The 23,816-nt window shown below is 73.1% G+C and carries 19 protein-coding genes; 10 read left to right on the forward strand and 9 right to left on the reverse strand.

The window, feature by feature from the left end:
- Positions 1-135: 135 nt before the first annotated feature.
- Together ACZ4WV_RS26630 and ACZ4WV_RS26635 are read right to left on the reverse strand one after the other, a co-directional pair.
- Entirely contained in the window at positions 136-894 is a 759-nt protein-coding gene (locus tag ACZ4WV_RS26630) for a YcnI family copper-binding membrane protein (protein ID WP_465750920.1), read from the reverse strand.
- Positions 895-1,082: 188 nt separating this feature from the next.
- The gene (locus ACZ4WV_RS26635) at positions 1,083-1,889 is read right to left on the reverse strand and encodes a hypothetical protein (protein WP_465750922.1); all 807 of its coding nucleotides are present in this window, start codon (positions 1,887-1,889) and stop codon (positions 1,083-1,085) included.
- A 228-nt stretch (positions 1,890-2,117) separates the two neighbouring features.
- Between ACZ4WV_RS26635 and ACZ4WV_RS26640 the strand changes: the two genes are divergently transcribed.
- The gene (locus ACZ4WV_RS26640) at positions 2,118-2,753 is read left to right on the forward strand and encodes an ATP-binding protein (RefSeq protein WP_465750924.1); all 636 of its coding nucleotides are present in this window, start codon (positions 2,118-2,120) and stop codon (positions 2,751-2,753) included.
- A gap of 520 nt (positions 2,754-3,273) precedes the next feature.
- Here ACZ4WV_RS26640 and ACZ4WV_RS26645 read toward each other — a convergent pair.
- Both ACZ4WV_RS26645 and ACZ4WV_RS26650 read right to left on the reverse strand, forming a co-directional pair.
- Complete coding sequence (locus tag ACZ4WV_RS26645) at positions 3,274-4,050, reverse strand: LPXTG cell wall anchor domain-containing protein (RefSeq protein WP_465750926.1); 777 nt, start codon at positions 4,048-4,050, stop codon at positions 3,274-3,276.
- Between the two features lie 97 nt (positions 4,051-4,147).
- On the reverse strand, positions 4,148-5,086 hold the full coding sequence (locus ACZ4WV_RS26650) for an LPXTG cell wall anchor domain-containing protein (protein WP_465750927.1): 939 nt from the start codon (positions 5,084-5,086) through the stop codon (positions 4,148-4,150).
- 184 nt (positions 5,087-5,270) lie between these two features.
- On the opposite strand from ACZ4WV_RS26650, the gene ACZ4WV_RS26655 reads away from it, so the two are divergent.
- Together ACZ4WV_RS26655 and ACZ4WV_RS26660 are read left to right on the forward strand one after the other, a co-directional pair.
- Positions 5,271-5,501 carry a hypothetical protein gene (locus ACZ4WV_RS26655; protein WP_465750929.1) on the forward strand — a complete coding sequence of 77 codons (231 nt, stop codon included), beginning with the start codon at positions 5,271-5,273 and terminating at the stop codon, positions 5,499-5,501.
- 144 nt (positions 5,502-5,645) lie between these two features.
- Positions 5,646-6,965, forward strand: coding sequence for an amidase (locus ACZ4WV_RS26660; protein WP_465750930.1), 1,320 nt, complete (start codon positions 5,646-5,648; stop codon positions 6,963-6,965).
- On the opposite strand, the gene ACZ4WV_RS26665 is transcribed toward ACZ4WV_RS26660, so the two are convergent.
- Positions 6,962-7,615 carry a TetR/AcrR family transcriptional regulator gene (locus tag ACZ4WV_RS26665; RefSeq protein ID WP_465750932.1) on the reverse strand — a complete coding sequence of 218 codons (654 nt, stop codon included), beginning with the start codon at positions 7,613-7,615 and terminating at the stop codon, positions 6,962-6,964. The two genes, ACZ4WV_RS26660 and ACZ4WV_RS26665, sit on opposite strands and share 4 nt — an antisense overlap.
- Before the next feature lie 210 nt (positions 7,616-7,825).
- Here ACZ4WV_RS26665 and ACZ4WV_RS26670 point away from each other — a divergent pair, with 210 nt between their 5' ends.
- The 4 genes from ACZ4WV_RS26670 to ACZ4WV_RS26685 all read left to right on the forward strand — a co-directional run bounded on the left by ACZ4WV_RS26670 (position 7,826) and on the right by ACZ4WV_RS26685 (position 12,815).
- Positions 7,826-8,692, forward strand: a complete 867-nt coding sequence (locus ACZ4WV_RS26670; RefSeq protein ID WP_465750934.1) for an alpha/beta hydrolase — start codon at positions 7,826-7,828, stop codon at positions 8,690-8,692.
- Positions 8,689-9,312 (forward strand): TIGR03086 family metal-binding protein, encoded by a 624-nt coding sequence (locus tag ACZ4WV_RS26675; RefSeq protein ID WP_465750936.1) that lies wholly within the window; start codon positions 8,689-8,691, stop codon positions 9,310-9,312. The genes ACZ4WV_RS26670 and ACZ4WV_RS26675 overlap by 4 nt, the downstream gene beginning before the upstream one ends.
- Positions 9,313-9,705: 393 nt before the next feature.
- Positions 9,706-10,527 (forward strand): integrase, encoded by an 822-nt coding sequence (locus ACZ4WV_RS26680; RefSeq protein WP_465750938.1) that lies wholly within the window; start codon positions 9,706-9,708, stop codon positions 10,525-10,527.
- Positions 10,528-10,658: 131 nt separating this feature from the next.
- On the forward strand, positions 10,659-12,815 hold the full coding sequence (locus ACZ4WV_RS26685; protein WP_465750940.1) for a tetratricopeptide repeat protein: 2,157 nt from the start codon (positions 10,659-10,661) through the stop codon (positions 12,813-12,815).
- Here ACZ4WV_RS26685 and ACZ4WV_RS26690 read toward each other — a convergent pair.
- Positions 12,766-14,103 (reverse strand): hypothetical protein, encoded by a 1,338-nt coding sequence (locus tag ACZ4WV_RS26690; protein WP_465750942.1) that lies wholly within the window; start codon positions 14,101-14,103, stop codon positions 12,766-12,768. The genes ACZ4WV_RS26685 and ACZ4WV_RS26690 overlap by 50 nt on opposite strands.
- Before the next feature lie 772 nt (positions 14,104-14,875).
- On the opposite strand from ACZ4WV_RS26690, the gene ACZ4WV_RS26695 reads away from it, so the two are divergent.
- A complete protein-coding gene (locus tag ACZ4WV_RS26695; RefSeq protein ID WP_465750944.1) occupies positions 14,876-15,802 on the forward strand; it encodes a hypothetical protein in 927 nt (308 codons plus the stop codon).
- Positions 15,803-16,512: 710 nt separating this feature from the next.
- On the opposite strand, the gene ACZ4WV_RS26700 is transcribed toward ACZ4WV_RS26695, so the two are convergent.
- Positions 16,513-17,472 carry a pirin family protein gene (locus ACZ4WV_RS26700; RefSeq protein ID WP_465750946.1) on the reverse strand — a complete coding sequence of 320 codons (960 nt, stop codon included), beginning with the start codon at positions 17,470-17,472 and terminating at the stop codon, positions 16,513-16,515.
- Between the two features lie 124 nt (positions 17,473-17,596).
- Positions 17,597-18,100: an SseB family protein gene (locus tag ACZ4WV_RS26705; protein WP_380609006.1), complete on the reverse strand. Its 504-nt coding sequence runs from the start codon at positions 18,098-18,100 to the stop codon at positions 17,597-17,599.
- Between the two features lie 215 nt (positions 18,101-18,315).
- On the opposite strand from ACZ4WV_RS26705, the gene ACZ4WV_RS26710 reads away from it, so the two are divergent.
- Together ACZ4WV_RS26710 and ACZ4WV_RS26715 are read left to right on the forward strand one after the other, a co-directional pair.
- The gene (locus tag ACZ4WV_RS26710) at positions 18,316-20,145 is read left to right on the forward strand and encodes an acyl-CoA dehydrogenase (RefSeq protein WP_465750948.1); all 1,830 of its coding nucleotides are present in this window, start codon (positions 18,316-18,318) and stop codon (positions 20,143-20,145) included.
- Positions 20,146-20,527: 382 nt separating this feature from the next.
- Positions 20,528-21,841, forward strand: coding sequence for a M18 family aminopeptidase (locus ACZ4WV_RS26715; RefSeq protein WP_465750949.1), 1,314 nt, complete (start codon positions 20,528-20,530; stop codon positions 21,839-21,841).
- Positions 21,842-21,906: 65 nt separating this feature from the next.
- Here ACZ4WV_RS26715 and ACZ4WV_RS26720 read toward each other — a convergent pair whose 3' ends face one another.
- Positions 21,907-23,721, reverse strand: coding sequence for an NHL domain-containing thioredoxin family protein (locus tag ACZ4WV_RS26720; RefSeq protein WP_465750951.1), 1,815 nt, complete (start codon positions 23,719-23,721; stop codon positions 21,907-21,909).
- Positions 23,722-23,816: the final 95 nt, after the last annotated feature.

Below are 23,816 nucleotides of genomic sequence, written 5' to 3' on the forward strand. Positions count from 1 at the left end.
GACAGCGTCGCGGCCCCCCGGGATCGTGGGGTGTGGTGGGGTTTTGTGGTGCGTGACCTGGTCCTCCCTACCATGTGCTGGGTACCCCCACCCCCCCCCCCCCGGGGGGCCCCCCCCCCCCCCCCGGCGCGGGGATCAGGAGGCGGAGCCGCTGCTCTTGCGGCGCAGGCCGAGCACGCCGACGGCGGCGCCGATCACGCCGACCACGATGCCGACCACGCCCAGGGTGCGGGCGGTGTTGTCGCTGGACTTGCCGTTGCCGTCCGCGGCGGCGGCGTGGTCGGCGCTGTCCCCGTGGGTGCCGGCGGCCGGGGTGGCGGTGGCGGTGACGCCGTGGCCGTCAGCGGCGGCGGCCTTGGTGAGCTTCAGCACCGGGGCCGGGTGGGCCGGCTCGGGCTGGCCGACCGGCGCCTCGTCGATCCAGCGGACGACGTCGCCGTTGTCGTAGGTCTGCAGGGCCTTGAAGACCAGGCTGTCGGAGTCGGTCGGCAGCGGGCCGATCGAGACCCGGAACTCCTGGAACTGGCCGGGGGCGATCTTGGTACCGGCGTCGGCGGTCCAGGTGATCTTGGAGACGGCCTCGTTGACGTCGCTGCCGTGCACCTTGAGCGGCTTGTCGAGCTTCGACTTCTCGATGTTGGCGGTCCAGCCCGGCATCGGCAGGGTCCGGACGGAGGCCAGCGGGTGGTCCAGCGGGAGGTTGACCTCCAGCTTCACCGTGCTCGCCGTGTCGCTCTCGTTCGGCACCTGGAAGTTCACGGCCGCGTAACCGCCCTGGGCGGCCGAGCCCGGGTTCACGGTGACGTGCGCGAAGGCCGGGCCGGCCAGCGCCACCACGGAGGCGGCGGCGGTCAGGGCGACGGCGGTGAGACGACGGGCGGGAAGGGAACGCATGATGCGGGGGTCTCCGATCGGAGTGCGGCGGCCTCCTGCACCGGGCCACGGGAAACCGTGCCGCGGCGGGGCCGCACGTGGGGACGTGTGGGGCGGAACCTGGGGCCGCCGACCCTGGAACGGACGGAACGGCCCGGACACCGCGCACGCCCGGCCCGGTACCGGTCAGCGGTACGGGCGACACCGGGTCAGTGCGCGAAGACCCCGCACGGCGGACCACGCCGCACCACGCTGTGCCGCAGCACCGCACCCGCCGGGAGCAGCCCCTCGCCGCCCCTGGCCCCGAACCGGCGGACCGGGCCGGCCACGCCGAACAGACCGCGCAGCAGCGCGGCCACCAGCACCAACGCCGACCGCAGCGGCGCCGCCCAGTGCTCCCGGGCCGCCGACGCGGCCACCCGCACCAGCCGCCACAGTGCCGCCTCGCCGCGCCGCAGCCACCAGCCCGCCACCAGCGCGGCGGCCAGGTGCCCGGCCAGCATCGACGGGGTCATCCCGAGCACCCCGCCCTGCCACCAGGGCGCGACGGCGTACGCGTGCGCATCCAGGCCCGCCGAGGAGACCAACTGCTCCGGGGACACACCACCGGACAGGCCGATCAGCGTGCCCGGCCGGGCCTCGTTGCAGATCAGCCGGCCGGCCGCCTGCGGCATCGTCATCGCAGCGTGCTGCGCACCGCCGCCGAAGCCGCCGAAACCGTGGAAGAGGCAGTGCAGTCCGAGCTGCCCCGCGCCGAGCGCCCCGGCGATGGCCGGCAGCGAACGCTCCCGCCCACCGCACGCCACCGCGAGCACCAGCACCGCGGCGAAGCCCGTCGCCAGCGCGGCCGGCGGCACGTCGCCGCCACCCGCCAGGGCGTGCCCGGCGGCCGCGATCAGCGTGCACACCACCGCGAACGGAACCGCCCGGGCAAGCCGCAGGTCCCAGGCGGCGGCCCCCACCGGCCGGACCGGTACGGAGGCGCCCGGGAACGGGGCGGCGGGGAGGGCAGTCATGGCCGGGCCATCATCTCATCGCGTACACCGCCGACAGCGGCAGGGGGGAAATCCCTACGAATGCCCCGTTCGGCAGCGGCGTGGACCACCGGGTGTGCGCTCTTCGGCACAGACCCCGTCCCCAGTCCATCCGCCGAACGGGCGGTACCCGCCCCCGGGCACGGTTCACCGCCGAATCGCCCGGAGATACCTAGTTGTATGTGGAGCCGCAGCCAGGAGGGACCTCCCGTGGACATCTGGTGGACTCTGCACCTCAAGCGCGACCCGGCCAGCGTGCCGCTGGCCCGGCGCATCCTGCTCGGTGCGATGGCGACGGCGGGCGTCGACCCGCAGATCGCCGACGACCTCGGCGTCGCCCTCACCGAGGCCTGCGCCAACGCCGTCGAACACGGCGCCACCGGCCGGCCCGACGAGAGCTTCCAGGTCACCGCCTCGATCAGCGGCGACCGCCTGCGGATCGAGGTCACCGACTCCGGCCCCGGCCTGCCGGCGTCCGCCCCGCCCGCCCGCCGCCCGGCCGCCCCCATCCCGGCCCGCCCGGCCACGGCCGCCCGGGCACCCCGCCGCTCCCGCCGAGCCCGAGCCACCGTCCCGGCCCGCATCCTCACCGCCCACCGCCCCCGCCGCGACGGCCACCCCTACGACACCCACGTCCTCCCCTGCCGCCCCCCGGCCCCCACCCTCCGCCCGGTGGACCTCGACACCCTCCCCGACCTCACCGCCGAATCCGGCCGGGGCCTCTTCCTCATCCACGCCCTCACCGACCACGTCCAGCTCCGCAACCACCCCCTCCGGGGCGCCATCGTGAGCTTCGACAAGATCCTCAAGTGGCGGGACGACGCCCTCCTGCGGGCCGCCTCCTGACTGCCCTCGACGGGCCATGTGCCTCCCGCCGGCGCTCGCGGGCTCACGGCGCTTCCGCGACTCTGGCTCGGAGTGCCCTGGCGGCCGTAGGCGCTTCGTCGCGTGGCCATGGCTCATCGCTCGGGCCGCCAGCCGGGAGGTGTGGTCCCCCACGGCAGAGCGCGGTCCCATCGCACTCGCGGCGCTCCCAGCCCGCGATGCTCCCTGGACGGACAGCACGGCGAAATGCCCACCGGCCCTGGGGCACCTCCCGGCCGAAGGCCCCGGAGCGTCGCAGTTCTGGCCGCCAGCCGGGACGAGTCTTCCTCTCGGCAGGGCGCGGCCGACTCGCGCCCGCAGCGCTCTCGGGCCGTCGGCCGGATGACGTTCAGGGCGGTTCACGGGCTTCTCGCCGCGTGCCGCGTTGCTCGGCGCTCTGGCTGCCGGCCATGGGGCGCGCTCGCCCACGGCATAGTCCCCGCTCAGCCGTGCGAGGGCGCACCCTGCCGCTGAGCTGCCTGCCCTCGGAGTTCTCGGGTGGTCAGGCCTGGATGGACCGGCGGCGGGTCAGGAGGAGGAGGGTGGTGCCGAGGAGGAGGGCGGTGGTGCCAGCGACGGCGAGGGGGCGGGAGGCGGTGCCGGCGCCGGTGTCGGCGAGGTGGGCCGGGGTGGGCGCGGTGGGGGTGCGGTTGGTGTAGGCGGCGGTGAGCTGGGGGCAGGTGTACTTCTTCGCCGGGGCGGAGCCGCTGGGGAGGAGCTCCGACTTGGCGGTGAAGGTGAGGCGGTGGTCGCCGAGGGTGTCGGCGCGGAGTTGGAGGGTGAACTTCTGGCCGGGGGCGACCGGGTAGGTGCCGGTGTTGGTCGGCGTGCCGGCGATGGTGAGGGGCTTCCAGGTGCCGCCGGGGGTGCGGAGTTCGGCGGGGAGCACGGTGGCGCCGCCGTCGGCGAGGGCGACGGTGGTGGCGAGTTCCTTGACCGTCGCGGTGGTGGTGTTGTCGAAGGTGACCGAGAGCTGGCCGGGGCCGGTGCTGGTGCTGGTGACCGGCATGGCGACGGGCGTCGGTCCTTCGGGGCAGTCGGTGGGGGAGCCGGTGGCGGTCGGCGTCGCGGAGGGAGCCGGCGTGACGGAGGAGTTGCCGGACGGGGCCGGGGTGGGCGGCGTCAGCGAGGGAGTCACCGAGGGGGCCCCGGAGGGAGCCGCCGACGGCGCGGCCGTGGGAGAGGCGTCGGCGGCGAGGGCGGGGACCGTGCTGAGGGCGACCGGGCCGGCGGTGAGCACGAGGAGGGTGCAGGCGGCGGGAAGGCGGGCGGGTCGCATCGGGGGCTCCAGCGGTCGGGTCGGGGTCGCTCTCCGGGGGTAGACCGCCGAGGGGCGGGAACGGTTGTCCCCGCCCCTCGGGTTCGTCCGGGGTGGATCAGCTGTGCGCGCCGGCCTTGCGACGGCGCAGGACGAACACGGTTCCGGCACCGGCCGCCAGCGCCGCCGCGCCGCCCAGGGCGATCGGCAGGGTGCTGGAGTCTGCGCCGGTGTGGGCCAGCTCCGGACCGGCGGGGGCCGACGCGGAGGCGGAGGCGGGGACGGTGGCCGCCGTGGTGGCGCCGCCGGCCTCGGCGACGTGGAACTCGCCCTCGTAGTCGTCGAGGAACTGGGTGCAGGCCTGCGGCTTGTTGTTGGCCGGGGTGGGGACCTTGTCGTTGACGAAGGTGTCCGAGCCGGCTTCGTAGTTCGCGCCGTAGCGACCGACCGGGGCCTTCGCGGTGGCGGCGATGCGGACCTTGTAGGTGAGCTTCTGCCCCTTGGCCAGCTTGAAGTCGGACACCCGCAGGCTCCGGTCGTCGAGCTTCGCGGGCTTCCATCCGTCACCGGTGTCCAGCTGGACGTCGAAGAACTCGGTGCTCCAGTCGACCGGCCGGGGCCCGTCGAACTCGTCGGTGACGTAGAAGGAGTTGTGGACGGCGGGCAGGTCGACGCCGCTCTTGTTCTCCCAGGTCAGGGTGATCTCGGCGGCCGGGCCCCCCTTGATCAGGGTGGTGCCGTACAGGCCGGTGCCGGTGGCCTTGAGCAGCGAGCTCTGGTAGACGCCGCCGTGGCAGTCGTCGCCGGGGGCCGGCTTCGGGGCCGGCGGGGTCGGCAGGTTCGTCGGCTTCGCCGTGCTCGTGGCCGTGGCCGTGGCCGTCGGAGCAGGGGTACCGGGGGTGGCCGCCGTGGTGCTGGGCGGGGTGGTCGCGCTCGGGGTGGCGCTCGCGGTGGGGGTCGGGGGGATCCCGACGGCGCTCGCGGAGGTCGCGCAGACGGTGGCGCCGAGCGAGAGCGCCACCAGCGTGGACCCGGCCAGGAGACGGGAAGAGCGCACGTTCAAAGGCTCCAGCTTGGGTGAAATACGGCTGATTTGGGGCGACTTGAGGCTGCGGCGGAGGCCGTCGGCGCTGGTCGCGTCCGGGTACCCTACCGGGCGCCGGTGGCTGGATTCCGAGCGGGGGAACGTGCTGCGCGGCCTCCGGTTGCCGGGGCTCGGGGACGGTCGGACGATGGGGTGCATGATGCATCAGATGCGAGCCGAGTACGGCGCCGACGGCGAGGCCGGCGGGGTGCGGCTGTGGCACATGGTCCGGGGCGGGCAGGACGTGGCGATGTGCGGGCGGGAGCTCGATCCGGACGCGCCGGTGCGGGAGGCGGTGGACTGGGGGAAGACCCCCGAACTGTGCTGCCACACCTGTGGGGCGTACTTCCTGCGTGAGCAGCCCTACCTGGCGGCCGAGCACCAGTGAGACCGGCGTGCGGACGAACCCCGCGAACCCGGTGAGCCTGTGGCACCCGGCGAAGCCGGTGCAGCCGGGCGACCGGGAGTCGGCGCCGCCGTGAGCAGGGCTACCGCGGACGAAATGACACAATCCCTCGTCCAGCCACGCTTGTTGACCCGTGAGGCCGCCGGGCTGCGGTCGGGTGCGCCGGGCCTGCCCGAGTACGTGGACCGGCTCTGCGCGCTGGTCGAGCGGGTGGACCCGCTGATCCACGCCTTCGTACCGGAGCCCGGCCGGCACGACCGACTGACGGCGCGGGCGCGGGAGTTGGGGGCGCACTACCCGCAGCCGGCCGCGCGGCCGCCGCTATACGGGGTGGCGGTGGGGGTGAAGGACGTCGTGCACGTGGACGGGCTGCCCACGCACGGCGGTTCGGCGTTGCCGCCGGGGGTGCTGGCGGGCCCGCAGGCCGTGGTGGTGGATCGCCTGCTGGCGGCGGGGGCGATGGTCGCGGGCAAGACGGTGACCGCCGAGTTCGCCGCGAGCGCCCCGGGGCCGACCCGCAATCCGCACCATCCGGGGCACAGCCCGGGCGGTTCCAGCAGTGGTTCGGCGGCGGCGGTGGCGGCGGGCCTGGTGCCGTTGGCGATCGGCACCCAGACGGTCGGTTCGGTGATCCGCCCGGCCGCGTACTGCGGCGTGGTGGGTTTCCGGCCGACGTACGGGCGGATTCCGTTCGCGGGCGTGATCCCGAACGCGCCCAGCCTGGACACCCTGGGTGTGTTCACCGCCGATCTGGCGGGTGTGGCGCTGGCGGCCCCGCTGCTCTGTGACGACTGGCGGCCCGAGCCCGAGCCCGAGCCCGAGGCCGGCGTGCCCGCGCCCGTGCTCGGGGTGCCGGACGGCACGTACCTGGAGCGGGCCGAGCCGGCGGCGCTGCGCGACTTCGAGGAGTGGCTGGAGCGGCTGCGACGGGCCGGGCTGACGGTGTGCCGGGTGCCGCTGTTCCCCGACTTCGTCGAGATCGGCCGGCAGGTGCAGGCCGTCAACCGCTACGAGCTGGCCCGCAGCCACGCGGACTGGTTCGCCCGGTTCGGCGGCCTGTACCGGCCGGAGACGGTGGCGAGCATCCGGGTCGGCCAGGGGATCGCGCCGGAGGACCGGGCGGCCGGGCTGGCGTTCCGGGAGCGGCTGCGCGAGCGGGTGGCGGCCGCGACGGCCGGGGCCGGGGTGGACCTGTGGCTGGCGCCGTCCGCGACCGGCGGCGCGCCGGAGGGCCTGCACAGCACCGGGGATGCGGTGATGTCGTTGCCGTGGAGCTTCCTCGGCCTGCCGGCGCTGAGCCTGCCGGCCGGGCGGTCCGCGGCCGGGCTGCCGCTCGGCCTCCAGGTGGTCGGTGCGGCGGGTGGCGACGAGCGGCTGCTCGCCCAAGCCGCCGGGCTGGAGCGGGCGTTGGGCTCGGAGGAGGGGCCGGGCTCGAAGGAGGCCTAGACGGCCTGGGCGGCCAGGGCCGGGTCGGCCGGGTCGGCGGCCTCGGTGCGCAGGAGGCGCAGGAGGAGGCGGCCGGCCCGCTGGTACGGGGTGTCCTCGTCGTGCAGCACCGCCTGCGAGTTGGCGGTCTCCAGGATCGCGATCAGGGCGAAGGCGAGGTCGCCCGGGTCGGCGTCAGGGCGCAGGGCACCGGCCGTACGGGCTTCGGCGAGGGCGGCCGTGACGGTCTCGTGCCATTCCCGGGCGCAGGCGGCCAGGGCGTCCCGGACGGCGCCGGGGCGGGCGTCGAACTCGGCGGTGACCTCGTAGAAGAAGCAGCCGCCGGGGAAGACCCGGCTGCGGGAGTAGTCCAGCCAGCTCTCGCACAGGGCGCGGGCCCGGGCGAGGCCGGGCGGGGTGTCGGCGACCGGGCTGATCACGGCGTCGGCGAAGATCCGGCGGGCGGCCCGGACGGTGGCGAGCTGCAGTTCCTCCTTGGAGCCGAAGCCTGCGAAGACGCCGCTCTTGCTGAGGCCGAGGTCGGTGGCGAGGCGGCCGATGGAGAGCGCTTCCAGGCCTTCGACGGAGGCGATGCCGACGGCGCGGCGGAGCACGGCCCGGCGGGTCTCCTCGCCGCGCAGGACCCTTCCGTCGGTGGTCGGTCCGGCCATCGTCCGCCCCGTTCTGCTCGCAGTGCCTGTCGTCAGGGTAGTGCGTGGCCGCTCGGCATAGCCGCAAAGATGAACGAACGATCGTGCTAATATCTCGCGCCGAGTAAGGACGCCGAGCAAGTCCGCCGAGCGCCCGAGGCAAGGACGCGGCGCGAGGCACCACCCGCAAGGCCCCGCAGGAACACCCGTCAGCACCGACCGGGAGGCCCGATGGACCCGACCCAGGCACTGATCCGCACCACCCTCAACCACACCGCCCGGATCGCCCCCGACCTGGCCGGCCGGGCGGCCTTCGAACTCTTCCGGCGCCCGCTCCGGCGCAGTCGGGTCCGCCCCGCCGAGGAGGAGGTCCACCGGCGGGCCGACCTCGAACCGCTGGCCGTCAACGGCAAGCACGTCGTCGGCTACCGCTGGGGCAGCGGGGAGCGCCCCGTCCTGCTGCTGCACGGCTGGCGCTCCCGGGCCTCCCGCTTCGCGCCCTTCGTGCCCCGACTGCGGGCGCTCGGCCTCAGCGCCCTGTCCTTCGACGCGCCCGGCCACGGCGACTCCGGCGGGCGCAGCACCAGCGTGCTGGAATTCCGCGAGGTCGCGGTGCGACTCCAGGAGCGGTACGGCCCGTTCGAGGCCGTGGTAGCGCACTCGCTGGGCGTCTGCGCGGCCTTCGGCGCACTGGCCGACGGCCTGGCGGCGGGCCGGCTGGCGGCCGTCTCCGGGGTGTCCGAGGTCGGCTTCTTCCCGGCCGCGTTCTGCGCCGGGCTCGGCCTCAACGCCACCGTGGAACGGGCGCTGCGCCGCCGGATCGAGCAGGAGCTGTTCGCCGGGGACGCCGGTGCCTGGGAGCGCTACGACGCCGCCCGCCAGGCGGCCGCCATCGATCTGCCGGTCCTGGTGCTGCACGACGAGGGTGACCGGGTCGTTCCGGTGGCCCAGGCGCACCGGCTGCGGAGGGCGTTCGGGGGCCGGCTCGACCTGGTGCTGACTCAGAACCTCGGCCATCGGCGGATCATCGCGGAGCCGGCCGTCGTTGATCAGGTGATCGGATTCATCACCGCCGGCCTGGAGGTCGCTGCCGCATGAAGCTCGCCGAAACGAAGCTCGTCGAATTGCACGCCCACGCCATGGAGTTGGCCGCCGGAGTGGTGGACACGGTACGCCCGGAGCAGCTGGACCTGCCCACCCCCTGCGCCGGTTGGACGCTGCGCCGGCTGCTGGAGCACTGCGTCGGCCAGCACCGGGGTTTCGCCGCAGCCGCCCGCGGCGCCGGGCCGGACCTCGCACTGTTCGCGGACGCCCAGGTCGACCCGGACCCGGCGGACGCCTTCCGCCGGACCGGCGCGGAACTCACCGCCGCCTTCCGGGAGGCGGCCGCCGTCGACCGTCCGCTCTGGCTGCCCGAGATCCGCGCCGACGGCCCGTTCCCGCTCGCCCAGGCGGTGGGCTTCCACCTGCTCGACACCCTGGTGCACGGCTGGGACGTCGCAGCGGCGCTCGGCACCCCGGAAGCGCTGGTCGCCGCGGTGGACGGTGACGACGCGCTGGTCGGCGCCCTGCTGGCGGTGACGGAGGCCGTCCCGAACACACCGGAGGCCCGGGCGCCCGGCCGGGCCTTCCGACCGGGCCGCGAACCCGGCGCCACCGGCCGCCGGTTCGACCGCGCCCTGGCGCTGCTCGGCCGCGACCCGGCCTGGAAGGCCTGAGCCCCGACCGCCCGGGCGCTGGTTGCCGGGGCGCTGGTTTTCGGGGCGCTGGTTTTCGTCGCAGTGGGCGACTGGCCCTTTACCGGTCGCGTCGCTCGTCCGGGAAGCGCGGTCCGCCGATCAGGAAGAACAGTGCGGCGGTCGGAAAGCCGAGCGAGGCGGCCAGCACCACGATGAACTGCCAGAACATGTTCCGCTCCTCGTCACTCCCGGGCCGACCGGACACCCGAAGGTGGTGCCAAACCTGATCGGCCCCGATTGGCCGAATTGTCCAGTCGCTATCCGACGGTATGGCCGAATTGCCCCGGCTGCCACCGGGCGGCGGGCCCCGGCCCGCGCCACACCCGCGCAAGGGTCTGGGCGCGGGCCGGGGGCGGCGGCCACACTGTCGGGATGCAGCTACAGCTCGCAGGGGAAGCACGGCGGCCCGACCGGGAGAGCGAGGACTTCGCGGCGGCCTCGCCGGAGGCGCTGGTCCTGCTGGACGGCGCCAGTTCGCCGGTCGGCCTGGAGTCCGGGTGCCGGCACGGAACAGCCTGGTACGTCCGCCGGCTGGGGGTGCACCTGCTCGCCCGGCTCACCGACCGGGTGGACCGCTCGATCGCCGAGTGCCTGGCCGACGCCATCGTGGAGACGGCCGCGCTGCACGGCGGCCGCTGCGACCTCGCCCACCCCAACACACCCGCCGCGATGGTGGTCGCGGTCCGGCGGCACGGCGAGTCGCTCGAGTACCTGGTGCTCGGCGACTCGCTGCTGGTGCTGGAGTTCAAGGACGCCCCGCCCAAGGTGATCGGCGACAACCAGCGCTTCCCCGGCGGGGAGGAACTGCGCCGCCAGATCTGGGCGACCGTCCCGGGCTCGGCCGAGCGGGCCGCGCTGCACCTGGAGTACGCGCTGGCCGTACGCGCCGCCCGCAACCGGGGCAACGGGCCGTGGATCGCCGCCGCCAGCCCGCGCGCCGCCCAGCACGCCGAGACCGGCTTCGTCCGGCTGGACCGGCTGCACGCCCTGGCCGCGCTCACCGACGGCGCCTCCCGCTACACCGAGCGCTTCGGGCTGGGCAGTTGGGGCGACGTGCTGCGGCTGCTCGCGGAGTCCGGGCCGGGTGAACTGATCGCCCAGGTCCGGCAGGTGGAGCGCGCGGACGCCGCCTGTGAGCGCTGGCCGCGCGGCAAGACCCACGACGACGCCTCGGCGGTCTACGCGCTGCTGTAGCCCGTCCTCCTCGGCGCGGCGCCGGCAGGGCCGGGTCTCCTCGTACGGCCGGTACGGCAGGCTACCGTTGGGCCGGACGCAACAGACCGGGGCGGTGGCCGGACCCCGCCCTACGAAGGACCGGGGGGTGGGTGCGGGTGGATCCACTGTCGTTGTCGGCGGTGACGGCTTTCCTGGGCGCGGCCGGCGCGGGGATGGCCAACGAGGCGGGCAAACGGGCCTGGGAGACGGTCGGCGGGCTGGTCGCCCGGGCGGTGGGGCGGGAGGTGCCGGCCCCGGTCGGACAGGCCGAACGCGAGTCCGTCGCGGGGCTGCTGGTGGCGGAAGCGCTCCGCAACCCCGAGCAGGCCAGGGCGCTCGCCGCCGTGATGAGCGGGAGAGGCACCGCCGGGGCGGTGGCACACGGCGTGCCGCGGCTGCTCCCTGCCTCGGCCCGGTTCTTCACCGATCGCAAGGGGCCGCTGGCCCTGCTGGACCGCGAGGCCGACCGCAAGCCCGACGGTCTCCCGAAGGTGGCCGTCCTGCACGGACCGGAGGGGATCGGCACCAGCGCCCTCGCCTTCCACTGGGGCGGCCGCGAGACCCGCCGGTTCCCGGACGGGACCCTGTACACGGACCTCCGGGGCGGATCGGCGAACACCGCCCCGACGAGCGCGACGGTCCTGAGGCACTTCCTGTCGCGCCTCGGTGTGCCGGCCGAGGACCTTCCGCCCGCGGTGGACGACCGGATCGACCTGTTCCGCTCCCTGCTCGCCGGCCGCCGCATGCTGGTCGTGCTCGACCACGCGCAGTCGGCGGCCCAGGTCCAGCCGCTGATCACGCCCGCACCCGGGGTGTTCACCCTGATCGTCGCCCGCCGTCCGCTGACCGGATTGGACGCCGTCACCATCCCCGTCGGCCCGCTGTCCGACAAGGACGCCAAGCGCCTGCTCACCGAGCTCGCGGGACGGCCGGCCGTCACGACGGCCCGCGCCGCCCTTCCCACCGTACTGGAGCGGTGCGCCGGTTCACCGTTCGCCCTTCGGGCCGTCGCCGCGCACCTGACGGCGGGTTCCTTCGGCGGCGCCGGCACGGCGTCCGCGTCGTCCTCGTCTTCCGCGCCCTCCCCGTCGTCCCCGGTGCGGGCGGCGGCCGAGGAGGTGTACCGCCGGCTCGGGCCGGACGCGGCCCTGGTCTACCGGCTGGGTTCACTGCGTCCTTGGCCGGCCCTCAACGCGGGCGCCGTGGCCGCCGCCGCCGACGTCCCCGAGACGGAGGCGGAACGGGCGCTGGCCGAACTCGCCGACCAGCACCTGCTGGAGAGCACCGGGGACGGCCGGTACCGCTACCGGCCGGCGGTGCGCGCCCACGCCGAGGAGGCCGCGGCCCGCGAGGACGGCCTGGCGGGCTGCGCCGCCGCCGTGGCCCGCGCCGTGGACTGGTACCTGCGCTTCGCCGTCCAGGCGGACTACGCGGCGCTGAAGGAACGTTGGCACCTCGGCCCGCTGTACGCCGAGCTCGGTCCGGGCCCTTACGAGGACGAGGGCGCGGCCGTCGCCGCCCTGGTAGCCGAACTCGGGAACCTGGTGGAAGCCGTGCTCGCCGCCGAGGAGTTCGGCCGCTTCGACACCGTCTGCCAGACCGTCGAGGCGCTCTGGGCCGTGCAGCTCAAGGCGGGCTGCCACGATGCCCTGCTGCCCGCGCTGCGGGCCGGGGCCCGTACGGCCGGACGGCACTGCCCGGGCACCCGGACGGCCGGCCGGATGCGCACCCAACTCGCCTTCGCCCTCATGGAGTCGCGGCAGGACGAGGAGGCCGAACGGGAGTTGCTGGCGGCCGCCGAGGACGAGGCCCGGGCGGGCCACCTGCGCGGACGGGCGACGGCCGTCGAATCGCTGGGCCTGCTGCGGCTGCGCCAGTGGCGCTTCCAGCCCGCCCTGGACTGCTTCGAGGAGGCCGACGGGCTGCTCGACGGGATCGGCCCGGACGACGACGGCGCCGCCGATCTGCCGCGGGCGCACGCGCTGCTGCACCGCCATCGCGGACGGGCGCTGCGGGGCCTCGGCCGGTTCGACGCGGCGCGGCAACGGCTCGGGACCGCACTGGAGTTCTTCCGTGCCAGCGGGGAGGGCTACAACACCGCCCGCGTGCTGACCGACCTGGCCGAGCTCCACCTCGACACGGCCGAGCACGACGCGGCGCTCCCCCTGATCGACGAGGCGGTCGCCCTGCTGAGCCGGGAGAACGCCACCATCCACCTCACCTACCTGGCGGCCCTGCGGGCCCGGTGCCTCCCCGAAGAACAGTGACCCGCACCCGTTCCCGGTGACTGCCCGTCCCGACGGTCAGCCCGGTCGCGACCAGCTCCGCGGGGCTCGAGCCGGCGCCCAGCCGGGCGTGCAGCGCCGAAGCGTGCGCGGCCGGGTCGCCGTCCGTTTCGGCCGCCGACTCGAGCAGCAGACCGCTGCGGTGCAGCACGGTGCACGTTCGGGGGCCGGTGACGTAGGCGGCGAGGGAGGCGGACCGGTAGCGGTCGAGCACCTCGGCGGCCCACCGGCAGGGAGAACCGAACCGGGGATCGTCGGCCTCGCCGTACCGGAAGATGACGTCGGCGAGCTCCAGGACACCGGGATCGAGGGTCTCCTCGTGCACCGCGAGGTGGCCCTCGCCCTCCCCCGGGGGCTCGTACCGGGGCTCGGCGAAGCGCTGGACGGCCACGCTGCCGTCCACGGCGGTGCGGGTGAGGACACGCAGCGGTGCGGTGCGCAGCGGCGGCTCGTACGGCGGCAGCGGCAGCGGATCGAGCACCGCCGGGGCGGCCGGCTCGGTGATGCCGATCAGCCGGTAGAAGAGACCGCGCAACAGCGCCGCCGATCGACCCGGAACCGAACTCGTCAGCGTGGCCGGTCCTTCCAGGGGACGGTGTTCGGCCAACAGCTTCTCCACCTGGGGCAGCAGCGCGCCGTACGGATCGAGTCGGGGCGCGGACCGGACGAACGCGGCGACCGGCGACGACGCCCCTAGTACCGCCGGGTCGGCCGCCCCCAGCAGGACCGGCGTGCCGCACGCGGCGGCGTAGTAGCTGACCGAACCGAAGTCGCCCAGGACCACGTCCGCGGCGATCAGGGCCTGGCGCCAGCCCTCGAGCGGATCGATGAGGGCGAGTCCGGCCCGGCGGGCCCTGTCCAGCCAGAGGCGCACCTGGCCGGGGCCGTGGCCGTGCCAGATGTTCGGGTGGAGGACGGCCGCCACCCGGTACTCGTCCACGGGGAGTTCGGACGTCAGCCGGGGCAGCAGAAGGGGGAGGACGTCCTCGGGGCCGGCGTCACCGAAGAGCGAGGTCGGGTTCCAGGTGGAGTTCAGCAGAACGAGGCGCTGCCCGGGACGCACACCCAGGGCCCGCCGGTACCGGTCCCGGTGACGGCGGGCGGCGAGGATGCGGTCGAAGCACGGATCGCCGGCCAACACCGCGGTCGGCAGGGCCTCGGGACACGACTCGGCGAGCCGTGCGATCTGCTCGGGATGCGAGAACACCATGGCGTCCGCGATCGGAGTGCCGTCCTCGGAGAGGAGCCACTCCGGCCCCAGCCCGAACACGGTGTCCGGTGTCCGGTGTCCGGTGTCCGGTGTCCGGCCAGCTTCTTATTGTATCCAACGCCATGAGAGAGAACCGCCAACTCGCCCTTCAGGAAGCTCAGTTGGCCGCCAAAGCTGGCCGATATCGCCAGATCCACAGGCACCGAGAGCGCCTGCTCCCAGGGCAGTACCGGCACACCGGCCGAGGCGAGCAACTCCGCCACCCCGGACTGAAAAGGCGACGATCCGGTGCAGCTCGCCAGGATCTGGATCCGGAGGTCGTCACGGAACAGCGGAAGCACGTCCAGCAGCCGCGTCGCCGCGGTCACGTTGTGGACCACCAGGAGGACCCGTCGGCACCGCCCGCGCGTGGCCCAGCGGCCCGCATCGGGCCCCACCGGCACGCGAACCCAGCCCCTCAGGTCCTCCCCCACGTCGCCGCCCCACCCCTTCCGCTCAGAAGCCTCCCGGCCACCGGTCCGATCCCGCAGTCGAAAGGATCAACGTATCGCGGAGGGCCCGCCGACGGTGACCGGGCTCAGCGCATGCCGGTCCGGCCCTGTCGGCGACTCCTCCGAGCCTGCAGGGTTATCCGGAATGAAAACATCCTCAAAAGCCCGCGGCACTCGGAATTATCCCGTCCGGAATATTCGTTGCGACCCGGTTCGAAAGTTCGTGTCAATCTCTCGATAGGCGTGTACGTTCGGATCACATCCGCCGCACTTGAGGCAGGGGGCCTCAGAATGTGTGCGGCCAAGAGGGGGGTTACATCTCCATGCGTACACGCCGTTCCATGGCTGCCATCAGCTCCATGGCACTCGCACTCGCACTCACCGGCCTGGTGGGTGCCACAAGCGCTCAGGCGGAACCGCAATCCGGGACAAGCCAGGCCGCTCACGCGGCCGACGTTGTGCAGCGGGCCACCGGAACCGCAGACATCGCCCGGAGCACCGTTGGCGCGGGGGGCGCGACGGCCCGGGTTTCGAAGCCCGGGGGGAGCGTCGTCGTGACGGCGCCGACCGCCGCTGACGGAAGCATCTCGGTCACGGCTGCTAACGGCAGCACCGTGACGCTGGCCCTGCCTGCGGCACGTGGCACCGCCGGTCTCACCACGGCCGAGGGCACGACGGTCTACCCGAACGCGGCACGCGGCACCGACCTCGCGGTACAGGCCACCACCGACGGTGGTGCCCGCGCGCTCGTCACGCTCAAGGACTCCGGCGCGCCGACCGAACAGCGCTTCGACCTGAGCCTGCCGACGGGGGCGCACCTCGTCGCGGCCGGCGGCGGCTACGACATCGTCCAGGCCGGTGGCGCCGGCGGCGCCTTCGCAATGGGTCACATCGACGCACCATGGGCCAAGGACGCGACCGGCAAGTCCCTGAACACCGGCTACCGCCTCGATGGCAACACACTCGTTCAGTCCGTCGCGACTGACGAGAAGACGGCGTACCCGGTTGTCGCGGACCCGAAGTGGACCTGGGGTTGGGTCACAGGCACCGTCTACTTCGACAAGAACGAGACCGGCCATGTCGCGGCCGACTCGGCCTTTCTCGCGGCTGTCTTCGTCGCCGCTCCGCCGCCGTTCAATGTGTACGGCGTTCTGAATGCCGCAAACATCTCTCGTGTCGCTTGGAACGCTCAGAACGACAACCAGTGCGTTGAGGTCAAGATTCCGATGTTCACGGCGTACGAGTACTCTGACGAAGACTGCAAGTAACCGTCGGAGAGGGGCGAACACAGCCATGGGAATTTCCGCGCACGCAATGGTGCCGCCGCTCCTTGTGGCCGCAGCTGTTCTGCTCGCCGTGAGGTTGACCCGATTGCGGCGGAGCGGCCGGCCGGTCCAGCTGCTGCCGCGGTCACTGCCCGCCCGGGTAACCGCATCGGCTGTCATTGCCCTAGTGGTGATCTCAGGAGCGGTGGCCGGTGACACCTGGGCGGCGATCGTGCCCGCCGTCACGGTCGGCGGCCTGGCGGGCGCCCTCGTTGACCTTCGCTACGGTTCCCCTCGCTGACGCGCTCCACAGGTGCGGCTCGGATGGTCGGACATCCGAGCCGCATCGTCCGCTTTTCGGGCGCGACGTCGATCGGGGTGTGGTCGTCGGTGGAACCTGCCTCGAACTGGGGATAGCCGCGGTTGCGGTTCTGGGCCCCAGCCGCCCCGGCCCCGACCGGGGCGGCCTCCCTTCGCGAAGCAGCAACGGAAGGCGGAACCACGCCGGTCTGTGGGACCGGCTCCATCTGGTCCTGCTGTGAAGGTTCCGGTTCGCCCGTCGGCTCGACTGGTTGGTGGTCGTGACCGACTCCACCCACGTCCGGGTCACCCGGCAGCGTCAGAGGTGGACCAGGCCCGGTCGACCGCGGCCATGTCCCGACTGGGCGGAGCAGTCAGGACATGGCGCACGCCTCGCGGACCTGGGTTGTGACTCAGTGGGCGTCGGTGGGGATGGTGCCGAGGCGGCCGGCTTGGAAGTCGTCCATGGCCTGCTGGAGTTCGTGGTGGCTGTTCATCACGAACGGGCCGTACCAGGCGACGGGTTCGCGGATCGGGAGGCCGCCGAGGAGGACGACCTCGAAGTTGGGGTTGCGGGAGTCCTGGGTGTCGTCGGCGCGGATGGTGAGGGAGTCGCCGTCGCCGAAGACGACGGCCTGGCCCATGCCGAAGGGGCGGTGTTCCTGGCCGGCGGAGCCCTTGCCGGCGAGGCCGTAGGCGAGGGCGTTGAAGTCGGCGCGCCAGGGCAGGGTGATCTGGGCGCCGGGGCTGAGCGAGGCGTGGATCATGGTGATCGGGGTGTGGGTGGCGCCGGGGCCCTGGTGGCCGTCGATCTCGCCGGCGATGACCCGGAGCAGTGCGCCGCCGTCCTCGGAGCTGAGCAGCTTGACGCTGCCGCCGCGGATGTCCTGGTACTTCGGGGCGATCATCTTGTCGGAGGCGGGCAGGTTGACCCACAGCTGGAGGCCGTGGAAGAGGCCGCCGGACATCACCAGGGACTCCGGGGGGGTCTCGATGTGGAGGAGGCCGGAGCCGGCGGTCATCCACTGGGTGTCGCCGTCGGTGATGACGCCGCCGCCGCCGTGCGAGTCCTGGTGGACGAACGTTCCGTCGATGATGTAGGTGACCGTCTCGAAGCCGCGGTGCGGGTGCCACGGGGTGCCCTTGGGCTCGCCGGCCGCGTAGTCCACCTCGCCCATCTGGTCCATCATGATGAACGGGTCGAGGAACTTGGTGTTGATCTTGGCGAAGGCGCGGCGGACGGGGAAGCCCTCGCCCTCGTAGCCCTCGGGGGCGGTGGCCACGGTGAGGACGGGCCGGGCGCTCGCGACGGCCTGGTCCGGCGTGGTGACGCGCGGAAGGGTCAGCGGGTTGTCGACGGTCACGGCGGGCATGTCGGCCTCCTTCGGGGGGTTTCTGGCCTACGTGCACGAGGTTAGTTCAATCCTCAACAACAAGCAAGTTGAAACTTGAACTATGTGGTGACGGGGAAGCGCGGGGCTTCCCTCCCAGGATCCGTCAGCCGTACATGCGGCGCATGGTGAAGTCGACCATCTGCTCGACCGCCTTGGCGTCGAACACCATCCGGTGCTCGCCCTCCATGTCCAGCGCGAAGCCGTAGCCGGTCGGCAGCAGGTCCAGCACCTCGGCGCCGGTGACCGTGAAGTGCTTGGAGTCCTTGCCGGCGTAGCGGCGCAGTTCCTTGAGCGAGCTGAACATCGGGATCACCGGCGTCGGCGTGTTGTGCAGCGCCAGGAAGCCGGGGCGGTCGCCGCGCGGGCAGTGCACCTTCGAGGTGATGAAGATCGCCTGGAAGTCCTCGACCGCCATCGAGCCGGTGGTGAAGGCCCGGACGGCGTCCGCCAGCGACGGCGGGGAGGGCTCCGGGTACAGCGACTGCTGGGACGCCTGCCCCTGCGCGCCGTACGCGTCGGGTCCGGGCATGCCGTTCATGCCCGGCTGCGGACCCGCCTGCTGCTGGTAGGGGTCGCCCGGGTATGCGTTCTGGTCATATCCGTACACACGGACAGGCTAGCGGGAGCGCAGCCGCCCGCGCTGGCGCCGATCCTGACAAGGAGTGGCCGCGCCGGCTGTGGGACGTGACCACGTTCATAGGCGATTCACCCTCAGGGGCTTGCCCAAGTTACCGCTGGGTAGCATCATGATGCCTACTGGTGGGTACGGGACGCCCGAAACGAGGCGGTCACCCGGAAGCGACGAACCGGAGAAAACAGGCCATGGGTCACTACAAGTCCAACCTGCGGGACGTGGAGTTCAACCTCTTCGAGGTGTTCGGTCGCGACCAGGTGTACGGCACCGGACCGTTCGCCGACATGGACGTCGACACCGCGAAGAACATCCTCAGCGAGATCGCGCGCCTCGCCGAGAACGACCTCGCCGCGTCCTTCACCGACACCGACCGCAACCCGCCGGTCTTCGACCCGGAGACCAACACGGCCCCGATCCCGGCCGCGTTCAAGAAGAGCTACCAGACCTTCATGGACGCCGAGTGGTGGCGCCTGGGCATCCCGGAGTCCATCGGCGGCCAGGTCACCCCGAACTCGCTGATCTGGGCCTTCGCCGAGCAGATCCTGGGCTCGAACCCGGCCATCTGGATGTACTCCTCCGGCCCGGCCTTCGCCGGCGTCATCGCCGAGGAGGGCACCGAGGAGCAGCTCGAGATCGCCAAGCGGATGACCGACCGCCTGTGGGGCTCCACCATGGTCCTCACCGAGCCCGACGCGGGCTCCGACGTCGGCGCCGGTCGCACCAAGGCGATCAGGCAGGAGGACGGCTCCTGGCACATCGAAGGCGTGAAGCGCTTCATCACCTCGGGCGAGCACGACATGTCCGAGAACATCATCCACATGGTGCTGGCCCGCCCCGAGGGCGGTAAGCCGGGCACCAAGGGCCTGGGCCTGTTCATCGTCCCGAAGTTCGACTTCGACTGGGAGACCGGCGAGCTCGGCGAGCGCAACGGCGTCTACGCCACCAACGTCGAGCACAAGATGGGCCTCAAGGCCTCGAACACCTGCGAGATGACCTTCGGTGCCAAGCACCCGGCCAAGGGCTGGCTGCTCGGCGAGAAGGTCGACGGCATCCGCCAGATGTTCAAGATCATCGAGTTCGCCCGCATGATGGTCGGCACGAAGGCCATCGCCACCCTCTCCACCGGCTACCTGAACGCCCTGGAGTACGCCAAGGAGCGCGTGCAGGGCGCCGACATCTCGCAGTTCCTGGACAAGACCGCCCCGCGCGTCACCATCACCCACCACCCGGACGTGCGCCGCTCGCTGCTCACCCAGAAGGCTTACGCCGAGGGCATGCGCGCGCTGGTCCTGTTCACCGCGTCGGTCCAGGACGACATGATGGCCGCCAAGCTGCGCGGTGAGACCGACGAGGCCGCCGAGCGCCTCAACGACCTGCTCCTGCCGATCGTCAAGGGCTACGGCTCGGAGAAGTCCTACGAGCAGCTCGCCCAGTCCCTGCAGACCTTCGGTGGCTCCGGCTACCTGCAGGAGTACCCGATCGAGCAGTACATCCGCGACGCCAAGATCGACACCCTCTACGAGGGCACCACGGCGATCCAGGGCCAGGACTTCTTCTTCCGCAAGATCGTCAAGGACGGCGGCCAGGCGCTGACCGCGCTGTCCGAGCAGATCCAGAAGTTCCTCGCCTCGGCCGAGGGCGGCGACGCCCTGGCCGCCGAGCGCAAGCTGCTCGCCACCGCCGCCGGTGACCTGGAGGCGATCGTCGGCAAGCTGCTCGCCGACCTCTCCTCGGTCGAGCAGGACGTCAAGAACATGTACAAGGTGGGCCTCAACACCACCCGCCTGCTGATGGTCTCCGGCGACGTCGTGGTCGGCTGGCTGCTGCTGCGCCAGGCCGCGGTGGCCCTGGCCAAGCTGGAGGCCGGCGCCTCCGAGAAGGACGTGCCGTTCTACCAGGGCAAGGTCGCGGCGGCCCGCTTCTTCGCCAAGAACGTCCTGCCGACCGTCGCCCCGCAGCGGGCGATCGCCGAGGGCATCGACAACGAGATCATGGAGCTGGCGGAGGAGGCCTTCTAGGCCACGCCCACCCGTCGCCCGCCACCCCCTCCTCGGGGCGCGCCGCGAGCGGCACCTCCTGACTGCCTGACGAAACCCTCACACCGAAGGGCCCGGCTGCCACCGGGCCCTTCGGTGTTCTGGCGTCGCCGTTCTCGCGTCGTCATCGTCAACGCGGCACCGCTGACGGAGACTTGACGTGGCCGGTGGCACCCGGACGGGCCGAACGGAACCCTGCCGGTGAGGGCTTCGTGGATAGCAGTTCACAGCGGCCGGCCCACCGGTGTGTCCGGCTTCCGCACCGATGAGAGCGTCCGAATGCCATGTCCGTGTACGGGCATATGCTCAAGGGGCGAAGCCGACTCCCCATCCGGCTTCGGCCCTCCCTCGACCCAGGAGCAGTATGTCGACCGCCGCCCGCCGGGCATTCTTCGACCGGACGCACACCGACGACCTGATCGCGTTCCTCGGCACCTCGCCGTCCCCGTACCACGCGGTCGCGAGTGCGGCCGAGCGCCTGGAGAAGGCGGGGTTCCGTCAGGTCGCCGAGACGGACGCCTGGGACGGGGCGGCCGGCGGGCGCTACCTGATCCGCGGCGGTGCGCTGATCGCCTGGTACCTGCCGGAGGGAGCCGGCCCCGAGACGCCGTTCCGCATCGTCGGCACCCACACCGACTCGCCCAACCTGCGGGTCAAGCCGCTGCCGGACACCGGCTCGGCGGGCTGGCGGCAGGTCGCGGTGGAGATCTACGGCGGGGTGCCGCTGAACACCTGGCTCGACCGTGACCTCGGGCTGTCCGGCAGACTCGCGCTCAGGGACGGAAGTGCGCGGCTCGTCCAGTTGGACGAGCCGCTGCTGCGCGTGCCGCAGCTCGCCATCCACCTGGACCGCCAGGTCAACGACGGCATGAAGCTCGACCGGCAGCGCCACGTCACCCCGATCTGGGGCCTCGGCCCGGTGGACGAAGGCGCGCTGATCGCCTACGTCGCCGAGCGGGCCGGCCTGGCCGTCGAGGACGTGATCGGCTGGGACCTCATGACCCACGACGTCCAGCCGCCCTCCTACCTGGGCCGCGACCAGGAACTGCTGGCCGCCCCCCGGCTGGACAACCTGCTGTCGGTGCACGCGGCCACCGCCGCGCTCGCCGCCGTCGCCACGGCCGCCGCCGAGGGCGACGTCGAGCTGCCGTACGTGCCGGTGCTGGCCGCCTTCGACCACGAGGAGACCGGCAGCGAGTCCGACACCGGCGCGCAGAGCCCGCTGCTCGGCAACGTCATCGACCGGACGATCCACGCCCGCGGCGGCGACCCGGAGGACCGCGCCCGGGCGCTGGCCGGCACCGTCTGCCTCTCCTCGGACATGGGCCATGCCGTCCACCCCAACTACACCGAGCGGCACGAACCGGGCCACCACCCGATGCCCAACGGCGGGCCGATGCTCAAGGTCAACGTCAACAACCGCTACGCGACCGACGGCGTCGGCCGGGCGGTGTTCGCGGCCGCCTGCGAGAAGGCCGGCGTGCCGTGGCAGACCTTCGTCTCCAACAACGCCATGCCCTGCGGGACGACCATCGGCCCGATCACGGCGGCGCGGCTGGGCATCCGGACGGTGGACTGCGGCATCGCGGCGCTGTCCATGCACTCGGCGCGCGAGCTGTGCGGCGCGGAGGACCCGCACCTGCTGGCGAGCGCGATCAAGGCGTTCCTGGAGGGCTGAGTCCTGACGAAAGGGGCGGGGCCCGGCGCGAACGCCGAGCCCCGCCCCTTCCTGTCGGGTCGGGGTTACTCCAGCCCGGCCAGGACCAGCGGGAGGCGGCGGACGCCGTCGGCGGCCAGCTTCACCGGCACGCCCCAGTCCTGCTGGTGCACGTGGCAGGCCGGGTACTCGATCTCCGGGTCGTCGTCGCAGGAGGCCGCCATCGCCGAGACGTGCAGCACGCCCTCGGTGACCTGGTCGGAGAGCACCAGCTCGCGGGAGAGGTCGGAGTCCGCGCCCGCGCCGGAGAGCAGCAGTTCGGGCGGGGTGGAGCTGACCAGCAGCCGGGTGGACGGGCCGTAGCGCTCGTCGAGCTTCTGGCCGCTCGGCGCCTCGAAGACCACGTCCAGCCGGAAGGCGCCGGGCGCAACCTCGGTGGCCGCGCGCTGGGTGCGGTGCGCCACGGACTCGACCTGGACGGCCTCCTCGGGCAGCCGCAGCCTGGTCAGCCGGTGCCGGGCCGACTCCACGACCACGATGTCGCCGTCCACCAGCACCGCCCCGGAGGGTTCGCGCAGGTCGGTGGCGAGGGTGGTGACCTCGCCGGTCGCCGGGTCGAAGCGGCGCAGCGCGTGGTTGTAGGTGTCCGCGATCGCGACCGAGCCGTCCGGCAGCACGGTGACGCCCAGCGGGTGCTGGAGCAGCGCCTGCTCGGCGGCGCCGTCGCGGTGACCGAAGTCGAACAGCCCGGTGCCGACGGCGGTTTCGACCGTCCCGGTTCCACGTGAAACCGAGCGGAGCGCCGAGGTCTCGGAGTCCGCCACCCAGAGCTTCTCGCCGTCCGCGGAGACCGCCAGTCCGGAGGGCTGGGCGAACCAGGCCTCGGCGACCGGGCCGTCCACCAGGCCCTCGTTGGTGGTGCCGGCCGCCACGCCGACCGTGCCGGCGGCCGGGTCATACGCCCACAGCTGGTGGACGCCGGCCATCGCGATCCACACCCGGCCGTCGAACCAGGCGACGTCCCAGGGCGAGGAGAGGTCCACCTCGCGGGCCGGGCCCTCGGTGGCCGAGCCCTGCCACCACTGACGGCCGGTGCCGGCCAGGGTGGTCACGCTCCCGTCGGCCAGCCGGACGCCGCGCAGCGCGTGGTTGACCGTGTCGGCGACGATCACGTCGTAGTCGTGGCCCTCCGGCAGCAGGGCCAGGCCCTGAGGCTCGCTGAACCGGGGACTGGTGCCGTCCACCAGGCCGCGCTCCCCGTCGCCGATCCGGCGCACCACCGTCTCGCCGTCCTCGGCCAGCTCGACCAGCGAGTGGTGGCCGGAGTCCGCGACCAGGAAGTGGCCGTTCGCCAGCCGGGCGGCCTTGCCCGGGAACTTCAGGTCCCCGGCGGTCGGCTCGGGCGCCACGTACGGGCCGTCGCCGCGGCGCAGCGTGCCCTTGGCGGCGTGCTCGGCCTCCAACTCCTCGACCAGGCGGGCGATCGCGTGGGCGTGCCCCTCGCCGGCGTGCTGGGCGACCACGTACCCCTCCGGGTCGATCACGACCAGCGTCGGCCAGGCCCGCACCGCGTACTGCTTCCACGTCACCAGCGCCGGGTCGTCCAGCACCGGGTGGTGCACCTCGTACCGGGCGACGGCGTCCACCACGGCCTGGTGGTCGGCCTCGTGCACGAACTTCGGCGAGTGCACGCCGACGATCACCACGGTGTCGCGGTGCTTCTCCTCCAGCTCCCGCAACTCGTCCAGGACGTGCAGACAGTTGATGCAGCAGAAGGTCCAGAAGTCTAGTACGACACACTTACCTCGCAGGTCGGCAAGCTTGAGTTCCTTGCCGCCTGTGTTGAGCCATCCACCAGCGCCGACCAGCTCGGGGGCGCGGACACGTGCACGAGAAGCCATGCCCTCATCCAACCTCATCGGCCTGTGGAAGCATTCCGAGCGGGGCGCAGACCGGCCCGGCTCGCTGGGGAGCGACCGATGGTGGTGCGCAGACC

It is taken from the genome of Kitasatospora sp. NPDC029312, from assembly GCF_055569215.1.

Excerpts from the sequence above, each read along its gene's own strand:
- ACZ4WV_RS26630 (WP_465750920.1), bottom strand. The coding sequence starts at position 894 with ATGCGTTCCCTTCCCGCCCGTCGTCTCACCGCCGTCGCCCTGACCGCC.
- ACZ4WV_RS26635 (WP_465750922.1), bottom strand. The coding sequence starts at position 1,889 with ATGACTGCCCTCCCCGCCGCCCCGTTCCCGGGCGCCTCCGTACCGGTC.
- ACZ4WV_RS26645 (WP_465750926.1), bottom strand. The coding sequence starts at position 4,050 with ATGCGACCCGCCCGCCTTCCCGCCGCCTGCACCCTCCTCGTGCTCACC.
- ACZ4WV_RS26655 (WP_465750929.1), top strand. The coding sequence starts at position 5,271 with ATGATGCATCAGATGCGAGCCGAGTACGGCGCCGACGGCGAGGCCGGC.
- ACZ4WV_RS26665 (WP_465750932.1), bottom strand. The coding sequence starts at position 7,615 with ATGGCCGGACCGACCACCGACGGAAGGGTCCTGCGCGGCGAGGAGACC.
- ACZ4WV_RS26670 (WP_465750934.1), top strand. The coding sequence starts at position 7,826 with ATGGACCCGACCCAGGCACTGATCCGCACCACCCTCAACCACACCGCC.
- ACZ4WV_RS26675 (WP_465750936.1), top strand. The coding sequence starts at position 8,689 with ATGAAGCTCGCCGAAACGAAGCTCGTCGAATTGCACGCCCACGCCATG.
- ACZ4WV_RS26680 (WP_465750938.1), top strand. The coding sequence starts at position 9,706 with ATGCAGCTACAGCTCGCAGGGGAAGCACGGCGGCCCGACCGGGAGAGC.
- ACZ4WV_RS26695 (WP_465750944.1), top strand. The coding sequence starts at position 14,876 with ATGGCTGCCATCAGCTCCATGGCACTCGCACTCGCACTCACCGGCCTG.
- ACZ4WV_RS26700 (WP_465750946.1), bottom strand. The coding sequence starts at position 17,472 with ATGCCCGCCGTGACCGTCGACAACCCGCTGACCCTTCCGCGCGTCACC.
- ACZ4WV_RS26710 (WP_465750948.1), top strand. The coding sequence starts at position 18,316 with ATGGGTCACTACAAGTCCAACCTGCGGGACGTGGAGTTCAACCTCTTC.
- ACZ4WV_RS26715 (WP_465750949.1), top strand. The coding sequence starts at position 20,528 with ATGTCGACCGCCGCCCGCCGGGCATTCTTCGACCGGACGCACACCGAC.
- ACZ4WV_RS26720 (WP_465750951.1), bottom strand. The coding sequence starts at position 23,721 with ATGGCTTCTCGTGCACGTGTCCGCGCCCCCGAGCTGGTCGGCGCTGGT.